This window comes from Lutibacter sp. (assembly GCF_041555395.1).
GTDB lineage: Bacteria > Bacteroidota > Bacteroidia > Flavobacteriales > Flavobacteriaceae > Lutibacter.
In genome coordinates this window covers 37,055-43,522 of record NZ_JBFFKM010000020.1, presented here as the reverse complement: position 1 = coordinate 43,522, position 6,468 = coordinate 37,055, and the positions used below count along the sequence as shown (strand labels likewise).

Annotated in this window: 5 protein-coding genes; 2 read left to right on the top strand and 3 right to left on the bottom strand. The window is 33.4% G+C overall.

Features of this window, described 5'->3' with window-relative positions; translation table 11 throughout:
- Together ABY285_RS06255 and ABY285_RS06250 are read right to left on the bottom strand one after the other, a co-directional pair.
- A partial coding sequence (locus ABY285_RS06255; RefSeq protein ID WP_372768152.1) for an FAD-binding protein occupies positions 1-575 on the bottom strand: 575 nt, incomplete at its 3' end.
- Positions 576-1,769, bottom strand: a complete 1,194-nt coding sequence (locus tag ABY285_RS06250) for a pyridoxal phosphate-dependent aminotransferase (RefSeq protein WP_372768150.1) — start codon at positions 1,767-1,769, stop codon at positions 576-578. It abuts the gene before it with no gap.
- A 298-nt stretch (positions 1,770-2,067) separates the two neighbouring features.
- Between ABY285_RS06250 and ABY285_RS06245 the strand changes: the two genes are divergently transcribed.
- Complete coding sequence (locus tag ABY285_RS06245; RefSeq protein WP_372768148.1) at positions 2,068-3,270, top strand: aspartyl protease family protein; 1,203 nt, start codon at positions 2,068-2,070, stop codon at positions 3,268-3,270.
- Positions 3,271-3,316: 46 nt separating this feature from the next.
- Here ABY285_RS06245 and ABY285_RS06240 read toward each other — a convergent pair whose 3' ends face one another.
- Positions 3,317-3,724 carry a DUF1573 domain-containing protein gene (locus ABY285_RS06240; protein WP_372768146.1) on the bottom strand — a complete coding sequence of 136 codons (408 nt, stop codon included), beginning with the start codon at positions 3,722-3,724 and terminating at the stop codon, positions 3,317-3,319.
- 111 nt (positions 3,725-3,835) lie between these two features.
- Here ABY285_RS06240 and ABY285_RS06235 point away from each other — a divergent pair, with 111 nt between their 5' ends.
- Positions 3,836-6,463, top strand: a complete 2,628-nt coding sequence (locus ABY285_RS06235) for a valine--tRNA ligase (RefSeq protein WP_372768144.1) — start codon at positions 3,836-3,838, stop codon at positions 6,461-6,463.
- Positions 6,464-6,468: the final 5 nt, after the last annotated feature.

The following is a 6,468-nucleotide window of genomic DNA, read 5'->3' as shown; positions in this document are numbered from 1 at the left end:
TACGAAATATTAGTTACGTGATTTTTCTTGGTAAGTTTGAAAGTAACATTTGCAATAATGTATTTTCCCTTCAACTGATTTTTGAAAACAGAATTCCGATACCCAAAATTACATTCCTCATTTGTAAAGATTTTGGTTTTTCCTGTTTCAATGTCGATGGCTTCGAGTTGCTGAAAAACATCTTTAATTTCAACACCGTAAGCACCAATATTTTGAATAGGAGCAGTACCTACATTTCCGGGAATTAAAGCTAAATTTTCCAATCCACCATAGTTTTGAGAGACACACCATTGCACAAATTCATGCCAATTTTCACCGGCTTCGGCAGTTGCCAAAACTTCATTGTTCCCAGAATCATTTACGATTATTCCTTTTGTGTTTAAATGGATTACCAATTTTTCCACATCACCTGTCAATAAAATATTGCTTCCGCCACCCAACAAAAAAATATTTTTTTCCGCAGCGATTATTTCTTTTAAATCTTTAATGAAGTTCACGGAAACAAAACGTTTGGCATTTGCTTGAATGCCAAACGTGTTGTAAGGTTTTAACGATATGTTTTGTTGAATTTCCAATTATTTTTCGTTGTATTTTTTGATAGCTGCTTTCAAAATTTCTACAGAACGAATGAGGTCCTCTTTTTTGAGCACATAAGCAATTCGCACTTGTTTGGTTCCAATTCCTTTTGTTGAATAAAATCCGGCAGCCGGAGCAACCATAATAGTTTGGTTGTTTAGGTTAAAATCTTCTAACAGCCATTGCGCAAATTTATCTGCATCATCTACAGGAAGTTCGGCAACGCAATAAAAGGCTCCTTTTGGTTTGGCTACTTTTACGCCTTCAATTTTCATTAGCTCAGCAATTAAAATATCTCTTCTGGCTTTATATTCAACAATAACTTCATCAAAATAGGATTGCGGCGTTTCTAAAGCCGCTTCACTTGCAATTTGCGCAAAAGTAGGCGGACTTAATCGCGCTTGTGCAAATTTTAATACGGTACTTATGATTTCCTTGTTTTTGGAAACCAAACAGCCAATTCGTGCACCACACATACTGTAACGTTTTGATACAGAATCAATAACAATGGCATGATTGTCTAAGCCAAATCCGCTTAAAACGGAATGGTGTACTTCATTGTCATAAATAAATTCTCTATAAACTTCATCAGAAATTAAAAACAAATCGTGTTTTTTTACAATATCGGCCAGTTTTTGAATTTCTTCCTTTGAATATAAATATCCGGTTGGATTATTGGGATTACAAATTAAAATGGCTTTGGTTTTTGAAGAAATCAATTTTTCAAATTCCTCCATTGGTGGCAATGCAAAATTGTCTTCAATTTTTGAAATTACCGGCACAATATTTACGCCAGATGCTGTTGAAAAACCTAAGTAATTTGCATAAAATGGTTCAGGAATAATAATTTCATCGTCTGGATCTGCTATGCTCCCCATGGCAAACAATAAGGCTTCAGAACCTCCTGTAGTGACAATAATTTCATTGGCTAATACAGGAACATTCCTTTTATTATAATACTTTGCTATCTTTTGTCTATATTCTTCAGAACCTTCTGAACGGCTGTAAGCAAGCACGTCAACTGTGTTATTTTTTACGGCTTCAAGAGCAACTTCCGGGGTTTTTATATCTGGCTGGCCAATATTTAAATGAAAAACTTCAATTCCTTTTTTTTTAGCATCCTCTGCATAAGGAACCAACTTTCTAATAGGTGATTCAGGCATATTTACACCTTTTGTAGATATTTTTGGCATCGTTTATTTTTATAAAAATTCGAGTTACAAAATTGCGAAATTAATTTTAAAATGCTTGGCTTTTGAAGTAATTTGTTGAAGGTTAAAATTTTCATAAAAGTTATGTTATAATTGGGGGTTTTTGTAGCTTAACAAAAAAAATTAAAGTTAAAACACTTTGAATCCTTATTTTAAAATTTTTATTTTTTCAGTAATTCTCTTATTTATAAGAACAGAAGCGGTTTCTCAGAGTAATTTTAAACTGGAAAGCACCTCAAAAAGGCAATCTGTTTCGTTTAAATTGTTAAATAATTTAATTGTGTTTCCAATTGAAGTTAACGGAAGTCCCTTGAATTTTATTTTGGATTCCGGTGTTGGAACCACGCTGTTATTTAATTTAAACAGTAAGGATTCTGTTATGCTCCATAATATGGAAAAGGTCAAATTACAAGGTTTGGGAAGTGAAGAGCCGATTGAAGCCATATTTTCAAAAGGGAACGTATTTACATTCGGAAATATTCGTGGCAATGACCAAAGTTTATATCTGATTTTGGATGACGGTTTTGATTTATCCTCAAAGCTTGGCATTACCGTTCATGGCATTATTGGATATGAAATTTTAAAGGATTTTGTGGTTGATATTAATTATGGCACAAAACGAATCAACTTTTACAATCCCGACAAATATAAATATCGCGTTTGTAAAAAATGTGAAACAATTGATCTGGAGTTATATAAATTAAAACCATATATTGATGTGGGGGTAAAATTAGATCCTAATTCAACTGAAATTATACCCGTTAAACTTTTAATTGATTCCGGCGGAAGTGATGCTTTATGGCTATTTGAAAATAGTCATCCGGCTATTTTACCTCCAAAAAAGTTTTTTGATGATTTTTTGGGAGAAGGATTAAGCGGGGCAGTTCATGGAAAAAGATCATTTATTAATGCTTTAGTTATTGGGAAATTTGAATTAAAAAAGCCAACGGTTTCTTATCCAGATCCTGAATCCATTTCTTTTGCCCGTCAGTTTGTTGAGCGGAATGGAAGTATAGGTGCCGCTGTTTTAAAACGATTTAAAGTGGTTTTTGATTATAAAAACAAGAAAATATCTTTTAAAAAGGGAAGTACTTTTAAGGAACCATTTAGGTATAATATGAGCGGTATTGAGCTTATTTATAACGGAAAGCAATTGGTAAGAGAACAAAATTATGCTTCAATTGGTTTAACTGACGGTAAAGCTAATGAGAAAAATACCGTTATATTGGATTATAATTATAAATATACTTTTAAGCCTTCTTATAAAATTCATAACCTTCGTGTTGGCTCTCCTGCCTATAAAGCAGGTTTGTTGGTAGGTGATATTGTGATTAAAATTAACGACAAGTTTACTTACGATTTAGAACTGGATGAAATTGTTGGAAATTTTTTCCAGAAAGAAAACACCAAAATCTCATTGGTTGTTGAAAGAAACGGACAAGATTATGAATATAATTTCTATTTAAAAGATATGCTGAAATAAAAAAAGACCTTCATTTTTGAAGGTCTTTTTTGTACTTATTTGAAGTTTACTCTTTTAAAACGATGCCTTTGATCTGTAAAGTTTTAACATCTTCATCTGCATTGGAATAAACCGTTACCGTTTTTGAAAAACCTCCTGGTCTATTAGTGGCATATTTTACTTCAATTTCACCACTTTCTCCTGGCATAATAGGTTCAGATGGTTTTTTTGGAACTGTACAGCCACAACTCGATTTAACATCGCTTATCACTAAAGGAGATTTTCCTACGTTTTTAAATTTAAATGTGCGAAGGCCATCGGCATTCAACACAATTTTTCCGTAATCTATAACCTCAGTAACAAACTCAAACGCTGGAGCATTTGGATCTTTAGGTTTTTCAGTAACTTGTTTTTCTTGGGCACTCATGGTGAATGTTAAAAACCCTAAAACAAACATTGTGATAATTTTTCTCATAATTTTTCTATTTAAAATGTAAAGTTAATACTTTATTTATGTTTTCAAAATTTTTTCTGATATGTCATATAATTGTACATTTGCGAATCGTATTACAAATAATATACCAAAATGAGTTTAGCAACAAAATATAGCCCTAAAGAAATAGAAAATAAGTGGTATGACTACTGGATGAAGAATAACTATTTTCATTCAACACCCAATGAAAAAGAGCCATATACCATTGTAATTCCACCGCCAAACGTAACAGGCGTATTACATATGGGACATATGCTTAACAACACCATTCAGGATGTGTTGATTAGAAGAGCCAGATTAAAAGGGTTCAATGCTTGTTGGGTTCCGGGAACTGATCATGCTTCTATTGCAACTGAGGCTAAAGTTGTGGCTAAATTGAAAGGGCAAGGAATTCAAAAATCGGACTTAACAAGGGAAGAATTTTTAAAACACGCTTGGAAATGGACGGATGAGCACGGTGGAATTATTTTGGAACAGCTTAAAAAATTGGGTGCTTCCTGCGATTGGGAGAGAACAAAGTTCACAATGGATCCAGATTTAAGTGAGTCTGTGACCAATGTTTTTATTGATTTGTATAAAAAAGGATTGATATATCGTGGTTATAGAATGGTAAATTGGGATCCTTCCGCTAAAACAACGTTGTCTGATGAAGAAGTAATTTATGAAGAAAAAGCGGGAAATCTATATTATTTAAAATACAAAATTGAAGGCGGTAATGATTTTTTAACCATTGCAACTACGCGTCCGGAAACAATTTTTGGAGATACCGCTATTTGCATCAATCCAAACGATCCCCGTTTTTCGCATTTAAAAGGCAAAAATGCGGTTGTCCCTATTGCCAACAGGATAATTCCCATTATTGAAGATGAATATGTGGATATTGAATTTGGTACAGGTTGTTTAAAAGTAACGCCTGCGCACGATCCAAATGATAAAATATTGGGTGAAAAACACCAGTTGGAAGTCGTTGATATTTTTAATGATGATGCCACTTTGAATTCATTTGGTTTACATTATGAAGGGAAAGACCGATTTATTGTAAGGAAAGAAATTACCAAAGAATTGGAAAATTCAGGGAGTTTGTCCAAAATTGAATCTTATATTCATAAGGTAGGAACTTCAGAAAGAACAAAGGAAGTTATTGAACCAAAAATTTCTGCACAATGGTTTTTGAAAATGGAAACTATTGTTAAACCGGCTTTAAAAGCGGTTTTGGAAGATGAAGAAATCCATTTTTATCCTAAACATTATAACAGCACTTATCGCCATTGGTTAGAAAACATTAGAGATTGGAATATCTCTCGCCAGCTTTGGTGGGGGCACAGAATTCCTGCTTATTTTTATGGTGATGGGGTGAACGATTTTGTAATAGCTTCCACCATGGAAGAAGCAGTGAAATTGGCCTCTGAAATAGTCGAAAAAAATTTAACTGCAAATGATATTACCCAAGATCCGGATGCATTAGACACCTGGTTTTCATCTTGGCTATGGCCAATTTCTGTTTTTGACGGAATAAGATATCCTGATAATGAGGAAATTAACTACTATTATCCGACAAACGATTTGGTGACGGGACCGGATATTATTTTCTTTTGGGTAGCCCGTATGATTTTTGCCGGTTATGAATTCAGAAATGAAAAACCATTTACCAATGTTTATTTTACTGGAATTGTTAGAGATAAACAAGGCAGAAAAATGTCAAAATCTTTAGGGAATTCTCCTGATCCAATCGAATTGATTGAGAAATTCGGAGCAGATGGAGTTCGTGTTGGAATGTTATTGTGTTCGGCAGCTGGAAACGATTTATTGTTTGATGAGGATTTGGTTGCACAAGGACGAAACTTTTCAAATAAAATTTGGAATTCCTTCCGTTTAATTAAAGGGTGGGAAGTTTCTGACGCCATAGAACAGCCAAAAGCTGCCAAAGTGGCCATAGAATGGTACACTGCGAAATTTCAGCAAGCATTAGGCGAACTTGAAAAATCATTTGAACAATATCGAATCAGTGAAGCTTTAATGATTACCTACAAACTAATTTGGGATGATTTTTCTTCTTGGTTTTTAGAAATGGTGAAACCTGAATATCAGCAGCCAATTGATGCAAAAACATACAATTCCGTAGTTAATTTCTTGGAAGATAATTTAAAGGTACTGCATCCGTTTATGCCATTTTTATCTGAGGAAATCTGGCAACATATTACAGACAGAACTCCTGAAGAAGCTTTGATCATTGCAGAATATCCGAAATCAAAAGAAGTAAACGAAATTTTAATATATGATTTTAAATTTGCATCAGAAGTAATTTCAGGAATTAGAACCATCAGAAAAGACAGAAATATTTCATTTAAAAATACAATTGAACTTTTGGTAATCAACAATGAAAGCGCAACTAATTATTTTGATGCTGTTATTGAAAAACTGGGCAATATAACTTCCCTGACTTATGTTTCAGAAAAAGTGGAAGGTGCTTTAAGTTATAGGGTAAAATCTAATGAGTATTTTATTCCAATGGAATCTGATATTAATGTAGAGGAAGAAAAAGTTAAATTATTGGAAGAGTTGAAGTATATAGAAGGTTTTTTGCAATCGGTTCAAAAGAAATTGAGCAATGAACGTTTTGTAAACAGTGCTCCGGAACAGGTGATTGCAAATGAACGTAACAAAGAAACCGATGCTTTGGCCAAAATTGAAACAATAAAAGCGAGCTTGGCAAGTCTTTAAATTAG

Bases quoted from the DNA above. Each gene is read 5' to 3' on its own strand.
- ABY285_RS06250 (WP_372768150.1), bottom strand. From the start codon at position 1,769: ATGCCAAAAATATCTACAAAAGGTGTAAATATGCCTGAATCACCTATT.
- ABY285_RS06240 (WP_372768146.1), bottom strand. From the start codon at position 3,724: ATGAGAAAAATTATCACAATGTTTGTTTTAGGGTTTTTAACATTCACC.
- ABY285_RS06235 (WP_372768144.1), top strand. From the start codon at position 3,836: ATGAGTTTAGCAACAAAATATAGCCCTAAAGAAATAGAAAATAAGTGG.